This is a genomic window from Fictibacillus sp. NPDC058756, from assembly GCF_042746035.1.
In the GTDB taxonomy this organism is placed as follows: Bacteria; Bacillota; Bacilli; order Bacillales; family Fictibacillaceae; genus Fictibacillus.
This window is the reverse complement of sequence record NZ_JBHYPU010000001.1, coordinates 901,111-926,370: the sequence shown is the minus strand read 5'-3', so window position 1 is coordinate 926,370 and position 25,260 is coordinate 901,111. Positions and strand designations below refer to the sequence as shown.

The following is a 25,260-nucleotide window of genomic DNA, read 5'->3' as shown; positions in this document are numbered from 1 at the left end:
CAGGCAAAAGTATACTATAATAATTTGGTTATTATTATCTCGAAATATATTATTTTACATATGTGAAATGTGAAGGAAGGAGGGGTAAAGTTGATTCGCCGGTGGTTTAACAGAAAACACAAATCCCTGCAGCCTGTACTTGAAGCTCAGTCCGCAGAAACAGCGGCAGGTCTGTGTAAGAAAGCTGCAGATCCAGACCCTGTTATAGAGATCTCTCATTTTAAAAGCCGACTAAAGGATTTCGGAATTGAATTTAGCCAATTGGCAGCAAGTACACCTAAAGAACTTGAAAATAGACTTCAAGCGATTCAAGTTGCAGAAGAAATTGCGGCAGATCCTGAGATGAGAAACTACTTTTTAACATGGAAACGTTTGCCCCTTCTTCATGATGAAAAATCACAGCGTCAAAAACTCACCATGAAAAGGCAGCGTGAATACATAACCGCACTAACATTGATTTTCATAGAAAACTATCAAGTGTTGATGCAATATGTGCCGGGCACGGGAGGAAAACACTAATGAACAAAGCGATTATTGTAGAAGTGAACAGCCGTCACCTCATCGTTCTGGCTGAAGGCGGAGAATTTAAGAAGATAAAAAATACGAATCCTGCTTATACGGTTGGACAAGAAATCTCGATTCCTGTTCTTAAAGAAAAGAAAGATTCTATCTTCTCTGTATTTATTAACTGGAAAACAGGAACCGCTGCAGCATTGGCCATTTTTCTTTTGTTCTTTCAAGTATTATCTCCAATGTCAGGAGAGGGAGCTTATGCATATGTCGGGATGAATATGGATCCGAGTCTGGAATTAAAGATAAACGAAGACATGCAGGTTCTCGAGATCTTCTCTTTCAATGAGCAAGGCGACACTGTTCTTGAACATATGGGTGAATGGAAGGAAAAAGAGATTGGATATGTGACCAATCTTATATTTGAAGCTTGTGAAGATCTCGGATATTTAAAAACCAAAGAGGAAGTGCTCATTACCACAACTCTTTCTGAAGATATCCCAGAGAATAAGGAAAAAGAAATGAAGGAACGAGTCAATGAAGTCATGACAAAGACTGCAAAAAAGAAATCAGTTGAAATGACAACAATTGTTATGAGTTCTAAAGAGCGTGAAAAAGCTAAAAAAATGAATATATCACCAGGCCATTATGCAATTTATACAGCAGCCAAGAAATCCGGCATTAAAATTAGCGCAAAAGAGGTTGCAGGTCAAACCATTGAAGAGATATCTGAGAAAGTTGGACCGATTAAAGAACTTTTAGAAGAAAATGATGAAATTTCAGCTTCGACTAAAAAAGAAGAAAAAAATCAAGTATACGAGCCTCCGCTTCCAATCCTAGATGATAAGGAAGAAGAGGAAAAAGCAGAAAAAGAAAAACCAGCTGTTCCAGTGCAAGAAAAAGTAAAGAATACTCGTAAAGAAAGGTCAGCGAAACCTCAGAATACTCATTCTGTCATTGCCGCAGAACCTAAAAAAGAAGAGAAAAACCAAGAACATGCAGCGGAAAAAGAGGAGGACAAGCATAAAAATCCGCCTTTAACAGCAGCGGTACCTGAAAAGGATAACGCAGCACAGATTCCGCCTAAAGAAATGCCAGCAGTTACACATCCAAAAGAGGAAAAACCAAAGGAAGAAAAACCAAAAGAGGAAAAGCCTAAAGAAGAGAAACCGAAAGAAGAAAAGCCTAAAGCCGATCCACCTCCCTCTGATTCAGAGGAACCAGTTATTTCAGAACCTGATCCTTCTGAAGAACCCGAATCAAAAGAATGGATTTACATTGAAATCATCATAGATAATTTGATTATTACAGTGAAAATCGAAAGTGATTCTAATCTATTAAAAGAAGATTTAAAGAAACAGGCATCAGCTATTATAAATCAAAATCATTCATTACTACAAAACCAGCCTTTGATTGCTTCCACTGAAGAATTGAAAGGTGCAGCGGTAAAAGACCAAATAATTACTAAGAACACCTATTGTGAAAAAGAAGTTGATTCAGCTGAAAACCATGCTGATATCGGCACACAAAAAGCTTCATAATGCTTAAAACTCCGGAGATTATCCGGAGTTTTCTTTGTTTTCCTCCGTATAATCCGTATAATTCCCCATCTGTTTTGGCAATAGTGATAATAGGAGGAGAGTGCATATGCTCAGAATTTATCATACTTATTTAAGACTGCCTATGCTGGTTAGACTGGGCATCATTCTCATGCTTATCTTGTATTCGAGCGCTGTTTTAGCACACTTCTTAGAAAAAAAGACTTTCCCGACTATATTTGAGGCTTTTTACTGGGCAGTCATCACTGCTGGAACTGTAGGTTATGGTGATTATGCACCGTACACATTTAAGGTTAGATTGCTCGCAATCCTCCTTGTATTTTTAGGCGGGTCTTTTTTGGCTTTTTCAACGGTTCATTTTGCGAGTGCTGTAGTAAAGAAAGAAAATCGCTTTTTTGAGGGGAAAAATATGTACAATAATAAAGATCATTTTATCGTTGTTGGATGGAACGAACGTGCACGCAACACGATCTATGCCATTATGGAAAGTAAAGAAGCCTCTGAAATTGTTCTCATTGATGATTCGCTAAAATCGAATCCATTATATCAAGAAAGGGTCCATTTTGTTCAAGGAAAAGCGAGTGAAGATCAAATATGGATGAAAGCGAATATTCAAAAAGCACAAATTGTACTTATAACAGCTGATGACAACCTGAAAGAATCTAATGCTGACATGAATACTATTATTTCAATACTAACTGCCAGAGGGCTTAATGAACGAGTTCTGATACATGCTGAAATACTCACTTCTGAACAATCAGCTAATGCAAAACGGGCTGGAGCCGATTATATTATCCAAACTTCAAACCTGGCTGCTAATGAAATGGTCAATAGCTTAAATAATAAACTCACACAAAAATAGATAGGCAAATAATGCCCATCTATTTTTTATTTTAATAACTGTGCTTCAGCTTTTTGAACGAGTTCTTTTGCGATGCCGATCCACTTTTTATCAATAGTAGAATCCGGGTCCTGCGGCTCTGAAAATTGATTTACACTCCCGGATAAGTTCCCCGCTCCTGCATGATCATCAAGACCAATCTGATATTTATGTGCTAATAAAAATGGCTCACCCATTTGAACAGTAGTATCTCTTTTATCAAGTTCCCCTTCAACAGCCTTAAATGGGATTCTTAAAAATGTGTACCCTTCTTCATCATCGAGTTTGTAATCAAAATAGCCATGGTCATAATCCCAGTTGCCTCCGTAAGAAAAACCCATGCTTTTGAGAACGTCTTCCGCTTCATTCAATTCAATCATTTGGTTTTCAAGTTTGCTTTTTATCGGTTTCATGTTCACCCTCCTTCTTATTCTATTGTTTAGCCTTTCCAAATCATAGATAGATTATAAGATCCTTCGTTAATTCTGCTTGCTTGCCCAAACAAAAAAGCCTGGCCGTTTGACCAGACTTCTGTTTCTTAAAGACGCTTCTCAAGCTCTTCTTTTTCTTTTTCAAATCCAGGTTTGCCTAAAAGGGCAAACATATTTTTCTTGTATGCTTCTACACCTGGCTGATCAAATGGATTCACTCCTAAAAGATATCCGCTGACCGCACATGCTTTTTCAAAGAAATAAACCATGTAACCAAAATGGTATGGTGACATTTCTGGAATATTCACGATTAAGTTAGGAACTCCGCCGTCTGTATGCGCAAGAAGTGTGCCTTGGAAAGCTTTCTTATTAACAAAATCCATTGTTTGACCTGCTAGGAAATTCAGTTTGTCCAAGTTTTGATCATCTTCCTCAATCGGTAACTCTTCACGTGCTGAATCAACATAAAGTACTGTTTCAAATAGGTCACGGCGTCCTTCTTGAACGTATTGTCCCATTGAATGCAAATCAGTTGTGAAGTCCACAGACGCAGGATAAATTCCTTTGTAATCCTTACCTTCACTTTCGCCATAAAGCTGTTTCCACCATTCAGAAACGTAGTGGAGCCCTGGCTCATAGTTTACCATGAGCTCAATCGTCTTACCCTTGTTATATAGTGCATTTCGAACAGCAGCATACTGGTAGGCAATGTTTTCTGCAAGGTTTGGATTGTTGAAATCAACGGATGCATCTTTAGCACCATTCATCATTTCCTCAATGTTAACTCCGCTTACAGCGATCGGTAATAGTCCGACAGCTGTTAAAACAGAATAACGTCCACCAACATCGTCAGGAATAACGAATGATTCATAGCCTTCTTCGTTAGCTAATGTTTTTAATGCACCTTGCGCTTTATCTGTTGTTGCATAAATACGCTTGCGTGCTTCTTCTTTTCCGTATTTTTCTTCTAAGAACTTTCTAAAGATACGGAACGCGATCGCCGGTTCTGTTGTAGTACCAGATTTAGAGATAACATTTACAGAAACATCTTTATCCTTTAATACATCAAAAAGCTCTTTTACATAAGTTGATGAGATGTTTTGTCCAGCAAAGAAAACTTGCGGAGTCTTACGATCTTCTTTGGATAACAGGTTGTAGAAAGAATGATTTAACATTTCAATCGCTGCTCGTGCTCCTAAATATGAGCCTCCGATTCCAACAACAATTAAAACATCAGAATCACTTTTAATTTTTTCAGCACTTTTAACGATTCGGCTGAACTCTTCACGGTCATAGTTCTCAGGCAGATCTACCCAGCCTAAAAAATCATTGCCTGCACCTGTTTTTTCGTGGATTGCCTCATGTGCTGTTTTAACAGCTCCCGTAAGGTAATCAACTTCATGCTGCCCAATAAAAGAAAGGGCTTTGCTATAATCAAAACTCAGCTTTTTTGTCATATGTAAGCCTCCTAACAATCATTTATTCTTTCACTTTATACAATGGAACTCAGCAAATCAAGAAACCTCATTCATGTAAACGGTTTCGTGCTAATAGACGAAATATTCTTTCTTATCTCATAAAAAAGAAGGGGACATCCCCTTCTTTTATAATGACATTTTTAAGATGTTTAATACATCTTCTTTATTTTGCTTGCTGAAGTTGCCAAACTCACCTCTAGCCATTGCTTTATCGGCTATAAGATCAAGTTTCGAACTGTCAATATCATAATCCGCTAATGCGTTTGGTGCACCCAGTGATGTCCAGAATGCTGATAAACGGTCAATACCTTCCAACGCTGCTTCTTTATCTGATTTTCCTTCTGTTTCTACATTAAATACTCGAACAGCAAGCTGTTTAAATCTTTCCACATTTGTGTCTACGTTATGTCTCATCCAATTTGGGAAAAGAATGGCTAAGCCGCCAGCGTGAGGAATGTCATATACAGCAGAAACAGCATGCTCTATATTATGGCTTCCCCAGTCACCGCGAAGACCCATTTGAAGGGTTCCATTAAGCGCCATCGTACCATTGTAAAGAATGGTTTCACGCAGTTCGTAATTTTCCAGGTCTTCTAGCAGCTTAGGAGCCGTTTCCATGACCGTTAATAAAATCGATTCGGCAAAACGGTCTTGCAAAGGAGTATTTTCTGCATTATGAAAGTACTGTTCTAATACGTGGGACATCATATCTACAATTCCGTAAATCGTTTGATCTTTTGGAACTGAGAAAGTATATGTTGGGTCCAAAATTGAAAATTTCGGGAATACTAATGGGCTTCCCCAGCCATATTTCTCTTGTGTCTCCCAATTCGTGATAACTGATCCTGAATTCATTTCTGATCCAGTAGCTGCTAAAGTAAGAACCGTACCAAAAGGAAGAGCTTCTTGAGGCTGAGCTTTTAGAGTGATTAGGTCCCAAACATCTCCATCATATTTTGCTCCCGCTGCAATCGCTTTTGTACAATCGATCACACTTCCGCCACCTACTGCCAATAAGCATTCAATATTGTTTTCTTTACAGAGGTCTACGCCTTTTTTTACAGTTGACAGCCGTGGATTAGGTTCTACTCCAGAAAGCTCGCTTACTTCCATCCCCATCTTATTTAACTCACTCATAACTTCATCATATAATCCGTTGCGCTTAATGCTTCCCCCGCCATAGACAACAAGTACTTTTTTACCGTAACGGCCAAGTTCATCTTTAAGAGTCTTAATCTGATTTTTACCGAATACTAATCGGGTAGGGTTGTAATATATATATTCATTCATTGTAATTACTCCTCCTTACATCATTTAATCCGTATTATGTGGGACTCAGCCTTAAAAAGTAAAGTAATCAGCTTACCGAAACTTAGGATGCGTCAGTAAATGTTGTTTTATCCTGCAGAAGTCGGGAATGTATAAATAAAGTTAAAATTTGGCACTATAAGAGAGCATTTTTATAAAAAAATAGGAGGAATTATGAAATGAGTGGATTACAGCGATTTGCGCTGGCATTAGTGATTGTTGGAGCAATAAATTGGGGGCTAATCGGATTTTTTCAGTTTGATCTAGTTGCAGCCATCTTCGGCGGGCAGGACACTGCTTTAGCTCGTATCGTATACGGACTTGTTGGTCTATCTGGTTTGTACTGTTTAACATTATTATTTAAGCCTTCTGAAGAATTAAGCGGCGAAAGAACTCCTGAACATAATCGAGTTTAATATTCGGATTCGATCATTTTTGTGTACAAAAAAACCTCTCGAGATGAGAGGTTTTTTTATTATTTTTTAAGGCGCTTGTTAAGTTGAGCCTGACGATCAGTAGACTCTTTCAACCAGTCTTTAAGCTTTGCTTCAAGAGTGTTGAAACCTTTGTTAGCGTCTTGATTGTTATTGCTGCTGCTTTTCTTGTTGTTGTTGTTGAAACCACCAGGACGGCGTTCTTTTTTCGGTGCTGGTGCTGGTGCTTCTTGTGTTTGTCGGATGGAAAGTGAAATTTTCTTGCTGTCTTCGTCAACAGAAAGAATCTTTACTGACACAACGTCGCCAACACTTAAAGCGTCATTAATATCTTTAACGAAGCCATGGGAAACTTCAGAAATATGCACAAGACCTTGTACATTATCATTTAATGCAACAAACGCACCAAAAGGCTTAATGCCTGTAACTTTACCTTCAACAATGCTACCTACTTCAAAATTCATGAAAACACTCCTAACTATTTTTTAACCTGTTAAGTATAACATAACTATACAGTACAAGTAAAATCAATATATGGAGTGTTAACGGCCAGTTAATGTTAATTCCTGTTCTATATTAGGATTGTACATTTCGTTCTTCCCGAAATTGTATCTTTTCTCAATATTTATCTGGTGCCATAACATGAACATCAGTACCGTCCATATCTTTCTGCTGTAATCTCCTCTTCCTGCCCGGTGTCCTTCAAGAAGATTAAGTACCGTATCTTTATATAAATATTGATCCGTATCACTCGATAGAATCAGTTGTTTAGCCCAGTCAAACATTTCATTTTTCAGCCAGTGCCTGATCGGAACAGGAAAACCTAACTTCCTGCGGTGAAGAACTGAATCAGGTACAATACCTTGCATAGCTTCTCTTAAGGCATATTTAGTAGTTCCGTTTGTTACTGTCAGATTAGGATGTAAACTTGAAGCAATTTTAAACACTTCTTTATCTAAGAATGGAACTCGCAGTTCCAATGAATGAGCCATTGTCATCTTGTCTGCTTTAACGAGTATATCCCCCCTCATCCATGTATGAAGGTCGATATATTGCATTTTGTGTACATCATGAAACGCTGCAGCTTGATCATATAAAGGTTTTGTCACATTTTTATAATTATAGGCTGACCGATAATCTTTCAGAAGTTTACTCTTTTCAAATTCTGAAAACATCTTAGCGTTTCCAATATAACGCTCTTCAATCGTCATGCTTCCCCGCTCCAAGAAACTTTTGCCTTTAATTCCCTCAGGAAGAACGTTTGCAATCGCAGCAAGACCTTTTGTTATTCCTTTTGGCATGGAAGATAAATGACGTAAAGAGTATGGTTCATGATAGATGTTATATCCTCCAAAAAGCTCATCTGCTCCCTCACCTGATAATACGACTGTCACATGCTTTGCTGCTTCACGAGCCACAAAATACAATGGAACCGCTGCTGGATCTGCAACAGGGTCATCCATGTGCCAGATTATCTTTGGGAGCTCCCTGATAAATTCATCGGGTTTTACTAAATAATGAATGTTTTCAACGTTCAATGCAGCAGCTGTTTGTACTGCAACATCGATCTCACTGAAACCTTCTCTTTCAAATCCTACAGTAAAAGTTTTCAGTGACGGATGAAGTTCACTTGCAATTGCTACAATTGCACTGGAATCTATCCCGCCAGATAAGAAAGCCCCTACAGGAACGTCTGAACGCATGTGCACTTTTACGGAGTCACGCAAACAAGAGCGAATTTCATCTTTAGCTTCTTCAAGTGTCATATCTTTTGGTGTGAAATTCGGCATCCAATATGACTTGATCTTTAAAGGTCTGCCTGCTTTTTTAACAAAATAATGCCCTGGTTCGAGTTTCTTGATTCCTTTTGTTAAAGTCATCGGTTCAGGAACAAATTGATAAGTTAAATAGTGATGCAGTGCTTCAGTATCTATTTGCTGCTCTTGTTTCACAAGAGTGATGCTTTTCTTTTCAGATGCACAATACAAACCCTCTTCATCCTCTAAATAAAAGAACGGCTTAATTCCAAATGGATCCCGCGCACCAAAAAGCTCTTTCGTTTCTTTATCCCAGATTAAAAACCCGAACATCCCTCGAAGTTCTTTCATTGCCTCTTCGCGTCTTTCACTAAAAAGAGCGAGTATGACTTCAGTATCAGAGTGTGTTTTAAACTCAAAACCTTTTTCTTCAAGGTCTTTCCTTATTTCAACATAATTATAGATTTCTCCATTAAAAATGATCCAATAACGATCATCTTCATATGATAAAGGCTGTTTCCCGCTTTCTAAGTCGATGATGCTTAAACGGCGAAATCCAAAGCGGACATATTGATCAACAAAGTGTCCACTATCATCCGGACCTCTGTGTGTAATGATGTTTGTCATCTCAATTAATTTTTCAGTTTCCTGCTGTTCAGCAGTTTCAGGTGTATTTAACATATATCCAATAAAGCCGCACATTTTTAAGTTCCTCCCAGATAAAGCAGTTCAAATATCAAGTTTTTCATGTATCTAAAAAGGCAAAAGGTTTTCCAAAATATTAAATAGTTACCTTTATTTGAGAAACACCTCTTAATTATAACGTCTATTTTTAACTATTCACTACATTTTTGTTAAAAAAATGAAAAACAAGGAATCTGTACTATATTTGTCGAGAAAAACAAAAAAAAGTTACAACATTTTATTAATGGCTCATTGCTTTTGAACATTTTTATGGAGTACGCTTCTTTGACTAGTTGATTGGAGCGCAAGGTGCGAGACTCCTCGAAAATAAATATCAATTTTCTTCGTGCGATGTAACGCTGCCAAAGCCTTCCTTGTCCTGCAGGAGCAGCAGGACAGGTGAGACTCCTTATGGTGCAAAGCGCCGAGGAGGCTCACCGTACGCCCCGCGGAAAGCGAGCACCTGGAGCGGAAATCAATATCTTCGAATCACAACAATGTTTACGAAACAGCCTATTAAATCATTGAGTTGGGATCTAAAATCCGTTCTGCTTCTTCCGGTGTGAATAATCCTTTTTCAATTAAAAGTTCCTTCAACGTTTTCCCTGTTTCAAAGCTTTCTTTTGCCACTGCAGCTGCCTTTTCATATCCGATATGAGGATTTAATGCAGTTACCAGGGAAAGGCTTTGATCCAGCCACTCTTTAATTCTTTCTTGATTCGCGCTGGTTCCTTTCAAGCATTTATCCGTAAATACATTCATGCCATTGCTTATAATCGTAATAGATTGCAAAACATTATAACCAATTACAGGCATCATTGGATTAATTTCAAGCTGGCTTCCGATGGCAGCAGTTGTTACACAAGAATCATTTCCAATTACCTGTGCGCAAATCATATATAAATTTTCTAGAATTACCGGATTGATTTTGCCTGGCATTATAGAGGAACCTGGCTGGACCGCAGGCAGTGTAATTTCTGCAAGCCCGGTTCTTGGTCCGCTGCTCAATAGACGCAGATCACTTGAAATTTTTATGAGATGAACCGCTAGTTCTCTCAAGTGGCCGCTGATACGGATTGCAGAATTGGTATTTTGCATAAACATATACGTGTTTTCACTCTGTGTGAATGGAAGGTTCGTCCGTTTCGCAATCTCTTTTATGGCTAGAACTGCATACTTCTCATGTGCATTAATTCCGGTTCCTACTGCGTTTCCGCCTAATCCGAGTTCAAATAAATACTTTTCAGCTTCTTTTAAACTGTTTTTAACAGACAGAACAGCTCCTTTATATCCTTTAAATTCACTCCCCAGCCTGATAGGAACAGCGTCCTGCAAATGAGTACGTCCTGCTTTTATAACTGAATGGAATTCCCGTTCTTTTTCTTCCAAGACTTCTAGTAAATGATCTATAGCAGGATACAGCGTTTCATATAGCTGACCCGCAATTGAGATATGTATGGCTGTTGGAATTGTGTCATTTGTAGACTGTGACATATTTACATCATCGTTTGGATGAACGAGACTAAAATCACCTTTTTTGCCTCCTAGTATTTCAGCTGCTCTTGATGCGATCACTTCATTAACATTCATATTTTGCGAAGTACCTGCACCCGCCTGGTAAACATCTACAACAAATTGTTCGTTCCATTGGCCATTGATAATTTCTTCAGCAGCCTGAATAATACTGTCGGCTTTTTTAGCATTTAAATCACCGCATTCTTTATTAGCTGCGGCAGCACTTGCTTTGATGATCGCTTGTGCTTTAATAAAAGAAAAAGGCAGTCTGAGACCGCTTATAGGAAAATTATTTACCGCTCTCTGAGTCTGGGCACCGTAATAAACATCTTCAGGTACTTTTACTTCTCCTAACGTGTCCTTAGCAATTCGGAATTTATCCACTTCGTTCACTCCTTTTTAAAGCACTCTTATGACTTGTATTCCCATCAACAGAATATATGTAATCCTATTTTCAAATATTTACTTAACAAAAACACCTGTGGGCTTAACGCGGCAGACGAAAAATGGAAGCGTCGATTTAGACCCTATCTCCCGTCCCTTTGTTGATGAGGTTTCACGGTACGTGTTCTTTTTTTATTACACGTTTGCTCAGAATCATTGAGTATCGCTCAAAAACGCCGAGTTACGCTCAAACTACCTCTAGGTACGCTCAAAATCTTCCTTTTTCGCTCATATACACATCTTCCTTACAACGCTCCGCTGAAAGCGAGCACGTATGAGCGGAAATAACAGCTTCTTATAGCAACATAATACGAAAACAAACTTTTGAACAGAAACAAAACCGCCATGGATAAGGCGGTTTTACAATTGAGGCAACGCTATGACCACAGCAGGTTCTTTTTTAATAAACTTATGCTCTGTCTTATAGCCCGCTTTTTTTTGTTTCAAAAAGGTTCTCTTTGAAATTGGACGGGGCCTTGACCAGGAAAGGGAGTCAAGATTTTTCCAATTATCATGTGTAATAATTTCACTTTTGTAGTAATAACAGTTTCCGCTAGTATACTCTTCACAAATATAGCGGACTGTTTGACGACTGTGCATATCATCTCTCCATTTTTTACTTCATTATCCCCGCATGACGTTTCATTCATACTTTAAGCAAAAAAAGGCCTGAAGACCCTACCTCCAAGCCTTAATCTGTTAATTTCTGGTGTTCCACCACCACCAGCCACCAAATATCAAGATGAGAATAAACAAGATTATTATTACAGCCCAGATCCAACCGTAGCCATAACCGCCATAACCGTAGCCACCTGCATACGGGTAATAGTAAGGATAATATGGAAATGCCATCCTGCTACCTCCTTCATTTCTTTTCTTTATGCGTTCTTACTCCTTATTAAAATATGTACGAAGCATGTAAAGAGGAATAGAGACAAACGCACAAATTTTGATTGGACTGCTGGAATTCCGGGATGAAACAACCTTTATGATTATAGGAAATAATTGCACCTTGTATCTTTAGACAGGTTTGGTAAAACTACGTATAAGATTTTTGCGGACGGAGGGTAAAAATTCATGGCCGTAAATAAACAGCATCCATTTGTTCCTGGATATCGGTTAAATGTAAACAATGTGGAGATTTATTACGAATACTTCGATCATGAAAACCCGGATGCAAAAGTAATTGTGCTCGTTCATGGGTTTTTATCATCTACAATCAGTTTCAGAAAATTACTTCCCTATCTTACAAAAGAATATAAAGTGATTGCTCTTGACCTGCCCGGGTTCGGTCAGAGTGAAAAATCTACAAGTTTTATCTATAAGCTTAGTAACTATGGACAATTAATCATTGATTTTTTAGATAAGCTTAACATTCAAGATGTGATATTAATCGGTCATTCTATGGGCGGTCAGATTAGCATGCATGCAGCAAGAAAAGCACCTAAACGGATTAAAAAGCTTATTCTTCTTGGCTGCTGTTCCTATGTAAAACGAGCGAGCCGTTCTTTAATCGCATGCTCTTATTTACCTTTGTTTACATGGGGAATGAAAAGCTGGATTCAAAAAAAAGATGTGAAACAAAACCTATTGGCAGTTTTGCATGATTCAAAATTAGTCACACAAGAAATGATCGACGGATACAGCAAACCAATAAGTGAAGCGGCTTTTATCAATTGTTTAATCCGGCTTTTAAGACACCGCGAAGGGGATATGAGTTCAGAAGAGTTAAAAGAGGTAACTCAGCCAGTACTGATGATATGGGGTAAGGAAGACCGAGTTATTCCTTTGAAAACCGGCTATAGGCTCAAACACGATCTCCCAAACGCAGAACTCATTGTCTATGAAAAATGCGGCCATCTTGTCATGGAAGAAAAACCAGAAGAGATCACAAAAGAAATTCTTCGTTTTATCGAACAGCCAAATGGGGCAAAGCCATGAGATTCTTTAAAACAGGAAAGTCAATAAAATCCCACCCCATTGCAGAAAAAAAAGAAAATAAACAGTTAGATAACAATATCCTTTGGCAAGAAACTGGTATTTCGGATTGGACATCTGGTTATATCGAGTCTTTGATCTCACAAGAACGCTTTAATAAAGAGGTGCTTCGTTTCTTACAAGACCATAAAGAGCTTTCAAGCAAAGAAATGTATGAGCAGCTTCCATTTGGAAATAAACATTGGAATGAAAACCCTGATAAAAAAACGATTAATGCCATGGTTCTGCAGGGATGTGTCGCACTAAAGAAACGTTCATCTACAGGGATGATTTTCGTTCACCTAATGAAGGAACAAACCGTCAGGGCCATAAGTGTACCTGAAGTAGAATTTAGTGTAGTCGGTCCAAAAGAAGCTTTTAATGAGGATCTAGAAACAAACTTGGTATTGATTCAAAAAAGGCTACCTACCTCTGCTTTGCAAATTGAGCTTATTGAAATCGGCTTACGTACTAAAACGAAGGTCGCTGTTCTTTACTTAAAAGATATCGCAAACGAAGAAAATGTTAAGACACTGAAAAAGCGGTTAGCTGGAATTGAATATGATCACATTTTAGACAGCTCTTATTTGATCCAAATGATCGAAGACAATAAAATGTCTATCTTTCCGCAATTCATCGATACAGAAAGACCTGACAGAATTGTAGCATCCTTAATAGAAGGCAAGGTTGCATTTATAACGCAGGGTTCTCCCCATGGTGTTTATGGACCTGTATCGATCTTAGAATTCTTTTCGGCATTTGATGATTACTTTTTATCATGGCATATTGCTTCTCTTTTCCGCTTAATGAGAATGTTTGCCGTATTTTTTTCAATTTTCTCTACACCTTTATATGTTTCAGTAATCACCTATCACCCTGAATTGATACCGGATGACCTATTATCAACGCTGACCACTTCCAGGACAGACATCCCTTTTCCTCCTGTTCTTGAAGCCTTGTTCTTGGAATTAACCATAGAATTATTAAGGGAAGCTGGTGCTCGTTTGCCAACAAAAGTCGGACAAACGATCGGTATCGTTGGGGGGATCGTAATTGGAACAGCCTCTGTTGAAGCAGGTTTAACTAGTAACGTTCTTTTAATCATTGTCGCTTTATCAGCACTTGCTTCCTTTACGACTCCTGTATATCGAATGAGCAATGCGATCCGGCTTGTTCGTTTTCCGATGATTATTCTTTCAGGGTTTTGGGGACTCCTAAGTTTAACCCTGGGACTGATGATGATAATTTCACATTTATTGGCTTTAACTTCATTAGGAAGACCATACCTTGCTCCTATATATCCTCCAAGACTTTCTGATTGGAAGGATTCGTTTGTAAGATTGCCCTTTTATGTGCAAAAAGAAAGACCTAAACAATTAAAGGTCAAAGAAAAAAGAAAAATTAGCTGGTGGAAAAAGAGGGATATTGATGAATTTGAATAAAAGTAAATTTCCGCCTCAAGTTCATGAAAATGCCAAAATCGCACCAGAACTCGTTTTCTTTTTAGTTATTGGTGCACAAATCGGAGTTGGAATCCTTGGTTTTGTTAGATATATAGCGAAGTTTGTTAATCAAGACAGCTGGCTAGTTGTTATTGCAGGAGGTTTAGGCATCCATCTAGTTATTTGGATGATGTTTTCCATTCTGAACAAGCATGGGGGGGATATATTTAATATCCACCATCAATTCTTTGGAAAATGGCTGTCCCTGCCCCTAAGTATATTGCTTTCCCTGTATTACCTAACTACAGCAGTTGTAGTCCTTCGCACGTTTATCGAAGCCGTTCAAAACTGGATGTTTCCAGGTATTCCGACATGGACACTTTCTTTGTTTTTCACAGTTATGACCTATTACATCATAACAAAGGGATTTCGTGTAATAACCGGTATCGCATTTTTTAGCTTTGTATTAACAATATGGATTTTGTTTACTCACTACTTCCCTATAAAACATGGACATGTAATCAATCTAATGCCTTTTCTCGATCATGAGTTAGGTGATTTTTATCAGGCGTTTAAAGTGATGGTTTTAAGTTTTATTGGCTTTGAATATTTACTTGCCTATTATCCTCATATTCAAAATCCAAAAAAAGCACAAAAATGGGCTCATTATGGTTCAGCATCTACCACGGTTATTTATCTTATTACAACCATTTCAACACTGATGTATTTCAGTCCGAAGCAGCTGCAGGGGTTAACGTGGCCGACTCTTCAAGAATGGAAGATCGTTACCTTTCCTTTTATCGAGCGATTTGAATATATAGGGATTTCATTTTTCGGTATTGTTATCCTCATCAATCTGGCACTGGCACTTTGGGCTTCTTGCCGCGGATTAAACAGGGTGTTTGATATTAAGATCAGATTATCCGTAATTCCCGTTTCTCTTATTTTATTTCTTGCTCCTGCATTTTTCACAACCCGTTTTCAGGTAGATGAACTTAATAACTATACAGGAAAAATCGGATATTATTTGTTTTATGCCTATATACCGCTGCTTTTTATAATAAGTACTTTTAAAAAAGGAGCAAACAAATGAAAAAAGTAATTCTCCTTTTTATGTGTTTCTTATTAAGTGGATGTGCAGAAAGTGAAGTTCTGGATGACATTACAATCGTAAGGACACTTGGGTTTGATAAAGCATCAAAAGACAATGAAATTAAAGGTACAATCAATTATCCGATATTTATAAATGAACAAACCTTTAAAATGAAATACTTATCTGCGTCTGGCGAAACGTCAAAAGAAATTAGAAACGAACTAAATGAAATGACCGCGAGACCTATCTTTATAGGAAAATTAAATACGGTGTTATTTAGCGAGAAACTTGCCCGAGAAGGAATCATGGAAACACTGGATACATTGCAGAGAGATCCCGGTGTAGGAAGAGCCATTTATCTGGGTATCACTAAACAAAGTACAGAAAGTGTTTTATCCGATGATTATGGTAATACAAATTTGGGTGGCAACTATTTCAGCAATATGATTAAACAAAATGAAAACTATTCTAATCTGCCGTATTTAAATTTCCATACGTTTCTATACGCTTTTTTTGCAGATTGTATGGATCCTGTGATGCCATATTTATCAAAGAAGAATGAGGCAGTTAAAATTATGGGTCTTGCTCTTTTTAACAAAGATAAGATGGTTGGAACAATAAATGAACATCAAGTCCTGATTTTCAAGACCTTGTTTCAAAATTTTAACGAAGGAAGTTTCCAGTTTTCTACAAAAGAATACAAAGGCAATCTTGAAATTCTAAAAAGTAAATTGCACTATAAAATTATAAAGAAACCTCATCAAAAAGTTATGATCATTGTAGATGTAAAAGGCCGCTTAACTGAGTATACAAAGGTTAATGCGGGTGATCCAAAAGTAGTAAAAGGGATTGAAAAAAACATAAAAAACGAACTCGAACATAAAGCCCGAGAATTAACACGTAAATTTCAAGAACTAAATATAGATCCACTCGGTATTGGTGAACATGTGCGTTCACAAACAAGGGGATTCAATTCTAAAAAATGGCATGATCAATACCAAGATACGGATATCAATGTTGTATATAACCTTAAAATTTCGGAATCCGGGATATCTCAATAAGGGGTTGTTCCAAAAGTCAGGTAAACTGACTTTTGGCAGCCCGGATTATTTTATGTTTCAAATAAGAGGCTGACTTCATAAGTTTTTTACTTTAGAGTCAGCCCCTTTACTTTTATAGAAATTTATTGTTCACGGCTCTTTGTCATCTGCTGCCAAACCGTTCCTGCTGCTTCCTCACCGCTTTGAATGCGCTCTAAAGCTATTTTAACTTGTAAAGCTACTTCAAATTCCGGGTCATCTTGGGCAGCTTTTAATGCCGGAACTGCTGTTTCATCACCAACTTCAAAAAGAAAACGTGCTGCACGCCATCTTACTAATTTGTTTTTATCAGAGAGTGCATCACACATTACTGGAATGGCCTTTGGATTGCCCAGATCGGACAAGGCATCACCTGCTGTTCGTCTTACAGACACATTTTTGTCCTGCAAGGCAAGATACAATAATGGGAGAACAGCTTCATCTTCAATCATTCCTAAATAGACAACTGCTAGACGTCTGATGGATGGCTTTTCATCCTTTAAAGCTTGTTTCAAAACCATTACATCATCTAGTGTCGGATTCATTCTTTCGAGTGCCGCATACCGCGTTTGCCAATCACTGTCACGGAGCTTCTCAGCTACTTCAGAAGTTGAAACGTTCTCTTCCTCAATTTCTTTTTCACTATTCGAGCAATACGCTTGTTCCACTAACTGATCAAGTCGTTCTTGAGGATAAACGGCTGACAGTTCTTCTGCTACTTCATTTCCTACTTGCTCAAATGTTCCATAACGAACACCTTGCTCTTCCCATTTACGCTCCATTACAAGGTTATCTGAAGAATCCTGCGCTTTAAGTGCTGCTTTTGCAAAACGTTCTGGCAGTCCAACACGTTTTTCTTCTTTTTCTGTCTTAAGCTTAATCTGCATCGGCAGTCCGCGGAACATTTGAATAAGAACTGTAATTTCAGTGATTTCATCTTCCTTTTCCTCACTTTGTTCTGCAGCCGGTTCTTCTTCCTGTCCAAATACTTTCCGTACTCCGGCTAAAATATCTTCCCATTTCGAACGGGGATTCCGGTCGAGAGCCATAAAGTCAGCAACATGATAGATGCTCTTTACCCCTTCTACTTTCAAGATTTCCTGAATAAATTCAGGTGCGTTCTGAGCATTGTCTTTTGTATAATTGTGGCGCTCTGTTCCTGGCAGTGTCTCATCTAAATTTATTTTCATGGAGTTCGGGCTTGGCGTTGGTTCAATTCCTGTAATCTTCAATTATCATTCACTCCCCTTTTATTAACTGTTTTTCATTTATTGACTCTAAATAGCTTGTAATCTGCTCTTTTTCTCTATCCGTAAACTTGTACTCACAATCCACGCCTTCATCATGTGCGATGATTTCCTGAAGCTCACCGTCTTTATCATATACTGCAAGGGCACTTGGATCGTTTAATCCTTCAGGCAGAATTTCCAAATTTTCAATATCAAATGAAATATAAACATTTAACCATGGGCCTACCTGATTAATTTCATAACCAGTGAAGTTCAGTTTTCCTTCAAAATAATTTGTAAAACCATACTTGAACATAGTTTTCCTCCAATAAGCATCTCATTCCTATTATAAGGAACATCCACCTAAATCTCAAAAAATGCTGTTAAACATAAAAAACAAACACATAAAGATGTGTTTGTTTTTAAAGAAGGCTTGCTTTTGGCTCACTTTGTTTCATTCTCTTCATTGACAAGTTGATTGGAGTGGAAGGTGCGAGACTCCTCGAAAATGAACTTCACATTTTCTTCGTGCGATTTAAAGCTGCCGGAGCCTTCCTTGTCCTGCGGGATTAGCGGGACAGGTGAGACTCCTAAGGGCACAAAGCGCCGAGGAGGCAACCTGCACGCCCCGCGGAAAGCGAGCATCCTGTAACGGAAATCAACCACTTCCAAAAGCAACAAAGTTTGTGAAAAACAATCTTTTTGAGAGAAGAGCCTTAAAGATTAACTCATTTCTTTGAGAATGGCGCGAACAGGGCTGCCATCTCCATCTTGTAACGGAAGGGGCAGCGCCATCAGTTCATACTCCCCTTCTGAAACTTCATCAAGCACCAATCCTTCTAAAATATGAATGTTATGCTGATGAAGCGCATGATGTGCCTGCAGTTCCTTGCTGTCAAGGGGATCGACTGACGGCATGTCCACTCCGATCAAACCTACTCCATGTTGTTTTAAAAAAGGAACCACTTCGGGAGATACAGGTACGATTTTTTCCGGGAAAATGGTACGGTCACTCCAGCAATTCGTTTTAAAAATCACACGTTTTGTGCCGTTTTTTATTTTCCCCTCCATACTTTCAATTGTAATCTCCAAAGCACCTGTCACATCAATCACCAAAGAGGGACCTGTGTATAGATCAAGAGGCAGGTCGATGACTCTTTTCCCTTCATTGTCAAAATGAAAAGGAGCATCGACATGTGTGCCAGTATGAGTACTCATCTCAAGTCTGCCAACGTTAACTGAACCCGATTGTTCCTTCGTCCAAGCCAGGTCAAATGCATAAGGAGTGTCTCCTGACCAGCCAGGAACACCATTATATAACGGCATAGAAATATCAAATATCTTCACTTTTCCGAATCTCCTTATGCAATGACTTCCCGTTTATTTTCATATTTCTCGTATTCACGTGTGTTCATTATTTTAGCTAAAATGTGCACAGCATCATATACATCACGGAATGAATTATAAAGAGCTACTGGAGCAAGACGGATCACATTAGGAGCACGGAAGTCAGGCACGATGCCATTATCTTTCAAAGCTTTACAGATTCTGGCTGCATCGTTATGCATTAACGCCACATGTCCGCCTCGTCTTGCATCATCTAATGGATTTACTACTTTAAAAACATCTTTTAGCTCTTGGTCCAGCAGATCCATTAACAATGTTGTAAGTTTTAATGATTTACTTCTGATCCTTTCAATCTTCGCTTCTTCGAAGATTGAAAGCGAACCGATTAATGGAGCAGTACTGAGCATATGCGGTGTACCGATTTGAAATCCGCCAGCAGATTCTTCAGCGTCAAATGTATGGTCCATATCAAACTGCGATTCTTTTTTACTTCCGAACCATCCGGAAAGTCCAGGTGTTTTTGTGAAATGCTTTTTGTTCACATAAATACCGCCTACTCCTCCAGGTCCTGCATTTACATATTTATAGTTGCACCATAAAGCGAAATCCACGCCCCATTTGGATAATTCATGAGAGATCGCACCAATTGAATGACAAAGATCAAATCCAATCGGAATATTTCGTTTGTGCGCCTCTTTAGTCAAACGTTCCATATCAAGCAGTTGGCCACTGCGGTATAGAACGGAAGGCAACACGATTAGAGCAACATCATCTGTCATCGCATCAATGATATCCTGCTCCTCCAAAGTCATACCGTTCTTGCTCTTAACTTGAACCAGTTCTGTTTCAGGGTTAAGCCCTTTCAGCTTCAGCTGGCTTTGAAGTGCATAAATATCTGACGGAAAAGTCAGCTCATCTGCTAAAATCTTTGTCTTGCCTGGTTGCGGCTCGAAAAATGTGGCTGCCAGCTGATGCAGGTTTACTGTTGTTGATCCGGTAACGATTACTTCTTTCGCTTCTGCACCTACTAGTACTGCTAACTTTTCAGCTAACTGTTCACTCAGTGTGAACCAAGGGTATTTACCACCCATCCAGCCGTCGATTCCTTGCTCTTTCCAATCATTAAGAACATCCAATAAAGACTGTTCAGCTCGTCTTGATAAGAGACCTAAGGAATTTCCATCTAAGTATATCGAATCATTTTTTACATAAAACTCGTTTTTAAATGAAGCTAGTTCATCATTCTGATCCAAAAGTTCTACTGTTTCCGCTGTAATTTGAGTCATCTTATAATTTCCTCCTGCAACTAGTTCTTGTAACCGTTTTCAACACAAGGTAAAAAGACATATACTTTTCCCCTCATCTTCCATTATGATAGAGCGAAGGGGGGTTGCCAGTGAAACGTTATTTGTGGTTTTCCGGAATAATTTCCGTTTTCTTTATTACCATTGCACTCTTATATATGTATAATAACGCAGATTTACAGGCGATAGAAGAGAGAAAGGCACCCAAGCTAGAAAATACAGCCATGCCGAAACAAACAGAGCCTGGACCAGCAGTTGAAAAGCCCGTCGAAAAAACAACAAGCCTTACACTCGCAGCTGTCGGTGATATTTTAATTCATGACACCGTTTATAATAAAGCCAAACAGCAATCCGGCGCATATAATTTCAATCCAAACTTTGTACCGGTAAAACCTTATCTGACACAGCCTGATATTACAATGGCTAACCAGGAGACTATGATTGGCGGTACACAATTTGGTTTATCTTCTTACCCATCTTTTAATTCTCCTCACGAAGTGGGTGATGCATTAAAAGAAAATGGTGTTGATCTTGTTACACTAGCGAACAACCATACACTTGACCGCGGCGAAAAAATTATTCTAAGCGCGTTAAATTATTGGAACGAAATTGATATGATGTATACAGGAGCATATGTTTCACAGGACGATCAACAGAACATCAGGATCATGAAAAAGAATGATATCACGGTTTCCTTTTTAAGCTATACATATGGGACTAACGGAATACCTGTCCCTGCCGGAAAAGATCATCTTGTGAATTTAATCGAAGCAGAAAAAATTAAAAATGACATACAAAGAGCCAAAGGTTTGTCAGATGTATCGGTTGTGTCTCTGCATTTTGGCAATGAATATGAAAGAATGCCAAATGATTTTCAAAAGGAGATTGTTAATGTTGTCACAGAAGCTGGCGGTGACATTATCATCGGACATCATCCACACGTCCTTCAGCCAGTGAAATGGGAAACGGCAAGTGACGGGTCAAAGACGTTTGTTACCTATTCATTAGGGAATTTTCTATCTGGACAAAGAAGGAACTATAAAGATATAGGCGGCATCGTTCAACTCACGGTAACAAAACATGTAAAAGGAGAAGAAACCACAATCGGTCTGGTGGAACCTAAATTCCAGCCGACTTATGTGGATCGTTCTTTCGTTATTCACCCCATGAAAGATCTGCCTGAAATGAAAAAATCATACGACGAGATTAAGGCACACATGAAACAATGGGTACCTGAACTGAATTTCTTTGAATAAAAAACAGAAAAGCTGGCTCAGATGTGAGCCAGCTTTTACTTATTTTCCTTTAGAACGCGGACTTTGTGTATCTCTTTTTGGAATTTCGTCTGCAAATTTTTCATCTGAAAACTCTACGTTTGTCATACTTTCTGTAGGTGTCTGATTGTTTTTAGCCGCTGCATCTAAAGCATGTTTTCTTTTCGCCATAATAATATCCCTCCTTACCAGTAGGATGTGTACTTTCTTAAAAATTAAAAGGTGACGCCTATATAATTGAGACGGACTATTTTTTACAATCGTTGATTACGGTACGTGATTTTTTATTATTACACGTTCGCCCGATGTGAATGGGTTTTAACCCAATAGTGTCCTTGTTTCGCCCCAACAAAGCCTCGCTGCACCCCGAAATCTAGAAGTTTCGCCCCATAACCACTCATATTCACCCCGTAAATGTTTTTCCAGCTTAAAAACCTAATCACTAGACATGCTGCTATTCAAAATTTTATAAAAAAAAGAAAAGCTGACTTCACAAAGCATTTACGTCTTTGTGAATCAGCTTTTTTAACTTATAACACCATAGCCGCAATGAATCCAAATGCGATCAATGGCAAGTTGTAATGAAGAAAAGTTGGAACACACGTATCCCAAATATGATTATGCTGATTATCTACATTCAAACCAGATGTTGGTCCAAGCGTACTGTCTGATGCTGGTGAACCTGCATCTCCTAGTGCTGCAGCTGTTCCGATCAAAGCTATGGTCGCCATTACACTAAGACCTAATTCGCCTGCAAGCGGAACAAAAATCGTTGTAATGATAGGGATAGTTGAGAATGAAGAACCAATCCCCATTGTCACAAGCAAACCGATCACTAACATTAGCAACACGCCAAGTGCGGCAGAGTTGCCAATAAATGCAGCACTGTCTTTTACCAATGTTTCAACTTCACCTGTCTCACGCATAACCGCAGCAAAACCTGCTGCAGAAATCATTACGAATCCGATGTATGACATCATTTTCATACCTTCCGTTAGAACAGCATCTGAAGATTTTAATTTTATTTGACCACTAAAATATAGCAATACAATACCTGATAATGCACCGAAGATCATTGAATCAGTTTGCAGTTGTACGAAAAGAGTTGCCGCGATTGCTAGAACTGCTGTAATGATTGATCGTTTTGTGTAAACTGCTGCTTCAGAATTGGCAGAGTCGACAATTTTATTTTCATAACTGCGAGACTTTCGATACGTAAGGAAAACAGCAATCAACAAGCCTGCGATCATACCTAATGAAGGAATCGTCATCGCTGTTGGTATTTGATCCATTTTTACTGTTAATCCGCTATCCTTCATATTTGTCTGAAGAATTTCATGAAAAATGCCTCCAAATCCTACAGGGAACCACATATATGGTGTAATTAAACCAAATGTGATAACGGTAGCCACCAGACGTCTGTCTAACTGAAGCTCATTTAAAACATGAAGAAGAGGCGGAATGAAGATTGGAATAATTGCTATATGAACTGGAATCAAGTTTTGAGAAAAAGATGAAATCATTAATATGATAAAAAGAATAAGAACTTTTGAAAGAGATTTTTTTCTCGTTTCTTCTTCTCTACCTACAAGCAAGATGGCTTTGTTAACCATCAAGGCAGGAAGTCCCGTTCGTGATAGGGCCACAGCAAAACTTCCTAACAATGCATAACTTAGTGCAATTACTGCATTCGATCCTAATCCTTCGGTAAATACGGTTATCGTTTCAGTAAGACCCATTCCAGCGATAAAACCGCCTGTAAGTGAACCTACTAGTAAAGCTACAACTACATGTATACGTAAAAGGCTTAGTACCAGCATAACTGCTACTGCTAATACCACAGCATTCATTATATTATTTCCTCCCTAAAGCTTTATTACTTTATTTCGCTAAATCGCTAATTTGTTAAACCTTTAACAAATTAACATGTTTGTAGAACTGTGTCAATGAAAAAAAGGGAGACTGAATCATGATAGATTCAGCTCCCTTTTTATTTTATGCTTTAAAGTTTCTAACAAATGTTGTCAATGTGCGGACCATTACTCCTGTTGCACCCTTTGGACCAAGTTCCGATGCTCTTGATGAGTATGCTGTTCCAGCAATATCTAAATGTATCCAAGGAGTTTTTTCTGCGAATTCTCCTACAAATAATCCCCCTGTAATGGCATGCCCGAGTCTACCGGTAGCGTTATTAAGATCAGCGACATCACTTGTCTTCAGCATATCTTTAAATGGTTGAAAACTAGGAAGCAGCCACAAGAGTTCTGCTTCATCTGATGCTGATTGTTTAATATGCTCATAGAAGTTTTCATCATTCGTTAAGGCACCTGTTGTACAATCCCCAAGGGCTACCAAAACTCCCCCTGTCAGTGTTGCAACGTCAACGATGAATGCTGCTCCTTGCTCTTTTGCGTATGTAATCGCATCTGCAAGAATCAATCGTCCTTCGGCGTCAGTGTTACGCACTTCGATTGTTTTTCCGCTTAATGAAGTGATAACGTCACCTGGCTTCATGGCAGAACCGTTTACAAGGTTTTCTGATGAAGGAATAACAAACATTACATTTATCTCAGGCTTTAATCGGCCAATAGCTTCCATCGCACCCAGAACAGCAGCACTTCCGCCCATATCACTTTTCATCTCGTGCATGTTTAATGCAGGTTTGATCGAGTATCCGCCGGCATCAAACGTTAACCCTTTACCAACTAATGCAACAACAGAATCCCAAGTCTTTCGCCCTTGGTATTTTACTGTAATTAACTTAGGAGGCTGATCGGATCCTTGGCTTACTGCAAGAATACCTCCCATACCCAGCTTTTCCATGTCTTCTTTTTCTAAAATTTCGTACTCCATACCGTATTCCAGTGCTACGTCGATGGCTTCAGCAGCAAGATCGGTTGGTGTCAGCAAGTTAGCAGGCGTGTTAACTAAATCTCGTGCAAGATTAATACCTTTCGCATACGCATATCCACTTGTTAAGCCCGCTTCTGCTTCACTATTTTCCGTATAAACCGTAACTTGCTCCAACCTTTTTTGAGGTTCATTAGATTTCTTTTTATAGTTCTCAAATTGGTATGCCGAAGTCCCTGCCGCTTCACTAAAAGCATGTGCAAGTTTTTCCATTGATACTGAATCACTTTTAAAGGTATCCAGCAGGATTGAAAAATGAGTTCTTTTCTCTTTTGAAATTTCTTGTACTGCTCTGCCAAACGTATCTCTCACTCTGTCATACGTAAGCTCATCTCGTCTGCCTAAACCAGCAAAATAAATACGTTTCGTACCAATCTGATTCAGCGTATTTAATTTTTTTATACTTTTTAATTTATTCGAAAGGTCTCCGTCTTTAATTAGCTCGGTAATATGACCTTGAAGTTGTTCATCTATATCAGCCATTACCCCAGAAAGTTTAGGCTCTTGAAATAAACCGACCAGTAGGACTTCTTCTTGTTCTTTAGCATTCCATGGATGTTTTATTGTAAACACGTTAAAGTTCCCCCTTATGCAAATTCTTACTT

23 protein-coding genes are annotated in these 25,260 nt (G+C 38.6%); 9 read left to right on the top strand and 14 right to left on the bottom strand.

Going from position 1 to position 25,260, the window contains the following annotated elements; genetic code table 11:
* Window positions 1-90 precede the first annotated feature (90 nt).
* The 3 genes from ACFW35_RS04580 to ACFW35_RS04570 all read left to right on the top strand — a co-directional run bounded on the left by ACFW35_RS04580 (window position 91) and on the right by ACFW35_RS04570 (window position 2,931).
* Window positions 91-519, top strand: coding sequence for a hypothetical protein (locus ACFW35_RS04580; RefSeq protein WP_379844090.1), 429 nt, complete (start codon window positions 91-93; stop codon window positions 517-519).
* The gene (locus ACFW35_RS04575; protein WP_379844088.1) at window positions 519-2,051 is read left to right on the top strand and encodes an anti-sigma factor domain-containing protein; all 1,533 of its coding nucleotides are present in this window, start codon (window positions 519-521) and stop codon (window positions 2,049-2,051) included. The genes ACFW35_RS04580 and ACFW35_RS04575 overlap by 1 nt, the downstream gene beginning before the upstream one ends.
* 106 nt (window positions 2,052-2,157) lie before the next feature.
* Window positions 2,158-2,931: a potassium channel family protein gene (locus tag ACFW35_RS04570; RefSeq protein WP_379844087.1), complete on the top strand. Its 774-nt coding sequence runs from the start codon at window positions 2,158-2,160 to the stop codon at window positions 2,929-2,931.
* 26 nt (window positions 2,932-2,957) lie between these two features.
* Here the strand turns inward: ACFW35_RS04570 and ACFW35_RS04565 are convergent, their stop codons facing one another.
* From ACFW35_RS04565 to ACFW35_RS04555, 3 genes are all read right to left on the bottom strand, one after another.
* Window positions 2,958-3,362, bottom strand: a complete 405-nt coding sequence (locus tag ACFW35_RS04565; RefSeq protein ID WP_379844085.1) for a YugN-like family protein — start codon at window positions 3,360-3,362, stop codon at window positions 2,958-2,960.
* 125 nt (window positions 3,363-3,487) lie between these two features.
* Window positions 3,488-4,837 (bottom strand): glucose-6-phosphate isomerase, encoded by a 1,350-nt coding sequence (locus tag ACFW35_RS04560; protein WP_379844084.1) that lies wholly within the window; start codon window positions 4,835-4,837, stop codon window positions 3,488-3,490.
* A gap of 147 nt (window positions 4,838-4,984) precedes the next feature.
* Window positions 4,985-6,148, bottom strand: a complete 1,164-nt coding sequence (locus tag ACFW35_RS04555; protein ID WP_379835449.1) for an iron-containing alcohol dehydrogenase — start codon at window positions 6,146-6,148, stop codon at window positions 4,985-4,987.
* Window positions 6,149-6,345: 197 nt separating this feature from the next.
* On the opposite strand from ACFW35_RS04555, the gene ACFW35_RS04550 reads away from it, so the two are divergent.
* Window positions 6,346-6,582 carry a DUF378 domain-containing protein gene (locus ACFW35_RS04550; protein WP_066292112.1) on the top strand — a complete coding sequence of 79 codons (237 nt, stop codon included), beginning with the start codon at window positions 6,346-6,348 and terminating at the stop codon, window positions 6,580-6,582.
* A 59-nt stretch (window positions 6,583-6,641) separates the two neighbouring features.
* On the opposite strand, the gene yugI is transcribed toward ACFW35_RS04550, so the two are convergent.
* From yugI to ACFW35_RS04530, 4 genes are all read right to left on the bottom strand, one after another.
* The gene (gene yugI / locus ACFW35_RS04545) at window positions 6,642-7,064 is read right to left on the bottom strand and encodes a S1 domain-containing post-transcriptional regulator GSP13 (RefSeq protein WP_379844082.1); all 423 of its coding nucleotides are present in this window, start codon (window positions 7,062-7,064) and stop codon (window positions 6,642-6,644) included.
* 78 nt (window positions 7,065-7,142) lie between these two features.
* On the bottom strand, window positions 7,143-9,059 hold the full coding sequence (gene asnB, locus ACFW35_RS04540) for an asparagine synthase (glutamine-hydrolyzing) (protein ID WP_379844081.1): 1,917 nt from the start codon (window positions 9,057-9,059) through the stop codon (window positions 7,143-7,145).
* A gap of 498 nt (window positions 9,060-9,557) precedes the next feature.
* The gene (locus tag ACFW35_RS04535) at window positions 9,558-10,940 is read right to left on the bottom strand and encodes a class II fumarate hydratase (RefSeq protein WP_379844079.1); all 1,383 of its coding nucleotides are present in this window, start codon (window positions 10,938-10,940) and stop codon (window positions 9,558-9,560) included.
* Window positions 10,941-11,699: 759 nt separating this feature from the next.
* Entirely contained in the window at window positions 11,700-11,852 is a 153-nt protein-coding gene (locus tag ACFW35_RS04530) for a sporulation protein YjcZ (protein WP_379844078.1), read from the bottom strand.
* Between the two features lie 225 nt (window positions 11,853-12,077).
* Here ACFW35_RS04530 and ACFW35_RS04525 point away from each other — a divergent pair, with 225 nt between their 5' ends.
* Genes ACFW35_RS04525 through ACFW35_RS04510 form a run of 4 tightly spaced genes read left to right on the top strand, consistent with a single transcriptional unit; the run spans window position 12,078 to window position 16,573 of the window.
* Window positions 12,078-12,941 (top strand): alpha/beta fold hydrolase, encoded by an 864-nt coding sequence (locus tag ACFW35_RS04525; protein WP_379844076.1) that lies wholly within the window; start codon window positions 12,078-12,080, stop codon window positions 12,939-12,941.
* Entirely contained in the window at window positions 12,938-14,419 is a 1,482-nt protein-coding gene (locus ACFW35_RS04520) for a spore germination protein (RefSeq protein WP_379844075.1), read from the top strand. The genes ACFW35_RS04525 and ACFW35_RS04520 overlap by 4 nt, the downstream gene beginning before the upstream one ends.
* A complete protein-coding gene (locus ACFW35_RS04515) occupies window positions 14,406-15,512 on the top strand; it encodes a GerAB/ArcD/ProY family transporter (protein WP_379844073.1) in 1,107 nt (368 codons plus the stop codon). The genes ACFW35_RS04520 and ACFW35_RS04515 overlap by 14 nt, the downstream gene beginning before the upstream one ends.
* Window positions 15,509-16,573 (top strand): Ger(x)C family spore germination protein, encoded by a 1,065-nt coding sequence (locus ACFW35_RS04510; RefSeq protein ID WP_379844072.1) that lies wholly within the window; start codon window positions 15,509-15,511, stop codon window positions 16,571-16,573. The genes ACFW35_RS04515 and ACFW35_RS04510 overlap by 4 nt, the downstream gene beginning before the upstream one ends.
* A 122-nt stretch (window positions 16,574-16,695) precedes the next feature.
* Here ACFW35_RS04510 and ACFW35_RS04505 read toward each other — a convergent pair whose 3' ends face one another.
* The 4 genes from ACFW35_RS04505 to kynU all read right to left on the bottom strand — a co-directional run bounded on the left by ACFW35_RS04505 (window position 16,696) and on the right by kynU (window position 20,453).
* Window positions 16,696-17,823, bottom strand: a complete 1,128-nt coding sequence (locus ACFW35_RS04505) for a conserved virulence factor C family protein (RefSeq protein ID WP_379844070.1) — start codon at window positions 17,821-17,823, stop codon at window positions 16,696-16,698.
* A gap of 7 nt (window positions 17,824-17,830) precedes the next feature.
* Window positions 17,831-18,136, bottom strand: coding sequence for a hypothetical protein (locus ACFW35_RS04500; protein WP_379844069.1), 306 nt, complete (start codon window positions 18,134-18,136; stop codon window positions 17,831-17,833).
* Window positions 18,137-18,543: 407 nt separating this feature from the next.
* Window positions 18,544-19,167: an arylformamidase gene (gene kynB / locus ACFW35_RS04495; protein ID WP_379844067.1), complete on the bottom strand. Its 624-nt coding sequence runs from the start codon at window positions 19,165-19,167 to the stop codon at window positions 18,544-18,546.
* 14 nt (window positions 19,168-19,181) lie between these two features.
* Complete coding sequence (kynU, locus tag ACFW35_RS04490) at window positions 19,182-20,453, bottom strand: kynureninase (protein ID WP_379844066.1); 1,272 nt, start codon at window positions 20,451-20,453, stop codon at window positions 19,182-19,184.
* Window positions 20,454-20,557: 104 nt separating this feature from the next.
* Between kynU and ACFW35_RS04485 the strand changes: the two genes are divergently transcribed.
* Window positions 20,558-21,727 carry a CapA family protein gene (locus ACFW35_RS04485; protein ID WP_425590083.1) on the top strand — a complete coding sequence of 390 codons (1,170 nt, stop codon included), beginning with the start codon at window positions 20,558-20,560 and terminating at the stop codon, window positions 21,725-21,727.
* Window positions 21,728-21,766: 39 nt separating this feature from the next.
* Here ACFW35_RS04485 and ACFW35_RS04480 read toward each other — a convergent pair whose 3' ends face one another.
* The 3 genes from ACFW35_RS04480 to ACFW35_RS04470 form a co-directional block, all read right to left on the bottom strand.
* A complete protein-coding gene (locus tag ACFW35_RS04480; protein ID WP_251321359.1) occupies window positions 21,767-21,916 on the bottom strand; it encodes a hypothetical protein in 150 nt (49 codons plus the stop codon).
* A gap of 359 nt (window positions 21,917-22,275) precedes the next feature.
* Window positions 22,276-23,595, bottom strand: a complete 1,320-nt coding sequence (locus tag ACFW35_RS04475) for a Na+/H+ antiporter family protein (protein ID WP_379844063.1) — start codon at window positions 23,593-23,595, stop codon at window positions 22,276-22,278.
* Window positions 23,596-23,740: 145 nt separating this feature from the next.
* The gene (locus ACFW35_RS04470; RefSeq protein ID WP_379844061.1) at window positions 23,741-25,228 is read right to left on the bottom strand and encodes a leucyl aminopeptidase; all 1,488 of its coding nucleotides are present in this window, start codon (window positions 25,226-25,228) and stop codon (window positions 23,741-23,743) included.
* Between the last annotated feature and the right edge of the window lie 32 nt (window positions 25,229-25,260).

Bases quoted from the DNA above. Each gene is read 5' to 3' on its own strand.
- ACFW35_RS04575 (WP_379844088.1), top strand. From the start codon at position 519: ATGAACAAAGCGATTATTGTAGAAGTGAACAGCCGTCACCTCATCGTT.
- ACFW35_RS04570 (WP_379844087.1), top strand. From the start codon at position 2,158: ATGCTCAGAATTTATCATACTTATTTAAGACTGCCTATGCTGGTTAGA.
- ACFW35_RS04565 (WP_379844085.1), bottom strand. From the start codon at position 3,362: ATGAAACCGATAAAAAGCAAACTTGAAAACCAAATGATTGAATTGAAT.
- ACFW35_RS04560 (WP_379844084.1), bottom strand. From the start codon at position 4,837: ATGACAAAAAAGCTGAGTTTTGATTATAGCAAAGCCCTTTCTTTTATT.
- ACFW35_RS04555 (WP_379835449.1), bottom strand. From the start codon at position 6,148: ATGAATGAATATATATATTACAACCCTACCCGATTAGTATTCGGTAAA.
- ACFW35_RS04550 (WP_066292112.1), top strand. From the start codon at position 6,346: ATGAGTGGATTACAGCGATTTGCGCTGGCATTAGTGATTGTTGGAGCA.
- yugI (WP_379844082.1), bottom strand. From the start codon at position 7,064: ATGAATTTTGAAGTAGGTAGCATTGTTGAAGGTAAAGTTACAGGCATT.
- asnB (WP_379844081.1), bottom strand. From the start codon at position 9,059: ATGTGCGGCTTTATTGGATATATGTTAAATACACCTGAAACTGCTGAA.
- ACFW35_RS04530 (WP_379844078.1), bottom strand. From the start codon at position 11,852: ATGGCATTTCCATATTATCCTTACTATTACCCGTATGCAGGTGGCTAC.
- ACFW35_RS04525 (WP_379844076.1), top strand. From the start codon at position 12,078: ATGGCCGTAAATAAACAGCATCCATTTGTTCCTGGATATCGGTTAAAT.
- ACFW35_RS04520 (WP_379844075.1), top strand. From the start codon at position 12,938: ATGAGATTCTTTAAAACAGGAAAGTCAATAAAATCCCACCCCATTGCA.
- ACFW35_RS04515 (WP_379844073.1), top strand. From the start codon at position 14,406: ATGAATTTGAATAAAAGTAAATTTCCGCCTCAAGTTCATGAAAATGCC.
- ACFW35_RS04510 (WP_379844072.1), top strand. From the start codon at position 15,509: ATGAAAAAAGTAATTCTCCTTTTTATGTGTTTCTTATTAAGTGGATGT.
- ACFW35_RS04500 (WP_379844069.1), bottom strand. From the start codon at position 18,136: ATGTTCAAGTATGGTTTTACAAATTATTTTGAAGGAAAACTGAACTTC.
- kynU (WP_379844066.1), bottom strand. From the start codon at position 20,453: ATGACTCAAATTACAGCGGAAACAGTAGAACTTTTGGATCAGAATGAT.
- ACFW35_RS04480 (WP_251321359.1), bottom strand. From the start codon at position 21,916: ATGGCGAAAAGAAAACATGCTTTAGATGCAGCGGCTAAAAACAATCAG.
- ACFW35_RS04475 (WP_379844063.1), bottom strand. From the start codon at position 23,595: ATGAATGCTGTGGTATTAGCAGTAGCAGTTATGCTGGTACTAAGCCTT.